At 65.5% G+C, this 533-nt stretch carries 1 pseudogene; it reads right to left on the minus strand.

From position 1 onward, the window contains the following. Positions 1-518: pseudogene (gene eccB3, locus FJM08_RS08565) on the minus strand (type VII secretion system ESX-3 subunit EccB3); the annotation flags it as partial. Positions 519-533 lie beyond the last annotated feature (15 nt).

The following is a 533-nucleotide window of genomic DNA, read 5'->3' on the forward strand; positions in this document are numbered from 1 at the left end:
GAGGTGTTCTGCACCATCCGCTCCGGCGCACCCGGGATGCCGATCAGGTTTCCGCGCGGAAACTGGTCCAACTCAGTACTTTTCACCGTCGTCGGGCTCACCGGCCGGCCGACGATCAGCCGGGCCGAGGTCAGGTTGAGCACCGGGTGCAGCTGCTCGCCCACCCGCACATACAGCGCCGCGGTGGACCGGTCGGCAAGCACCGCGTTGCTACCCGCCTGCCCATTGGGCCGAATCAACGAGAATACGAAGGAGCCGATCAACCCCGTGATCACAATCAGCACACCCATCAGCACCGCGCGTGACTGAGTGCGCAACGGGTCGACCAGCATGCGGGTGTCGTGCAATGCGATTCCGGCGGCGATTCGGCGCATCACGAACCGCCAGCCCGTCACCTGATGGCGGGTGACGAAGCCGCGGCGGTAGACAACCTTGTCGGGGTTGTTGTTGACCGGGGTTCGGGAGGCGAACGAGCGACGGTCGTGGTCGAAGTCGTGGTCGTGCTGCTGGTTCGTCATGCCCGCACCGAGAGC

This window comes from Metamycoplasma equirhinis, from assembly GCF_006385185.1.
In the GTDB taxonomy this organism is placed as follows: domain Bacteria; phylum Bacillota_I; class Bacilli_A; order Mycoplasmatales; family Metamycoplasmataceae; genus Metamycoplasma; species Metamycoplasma equirhinis.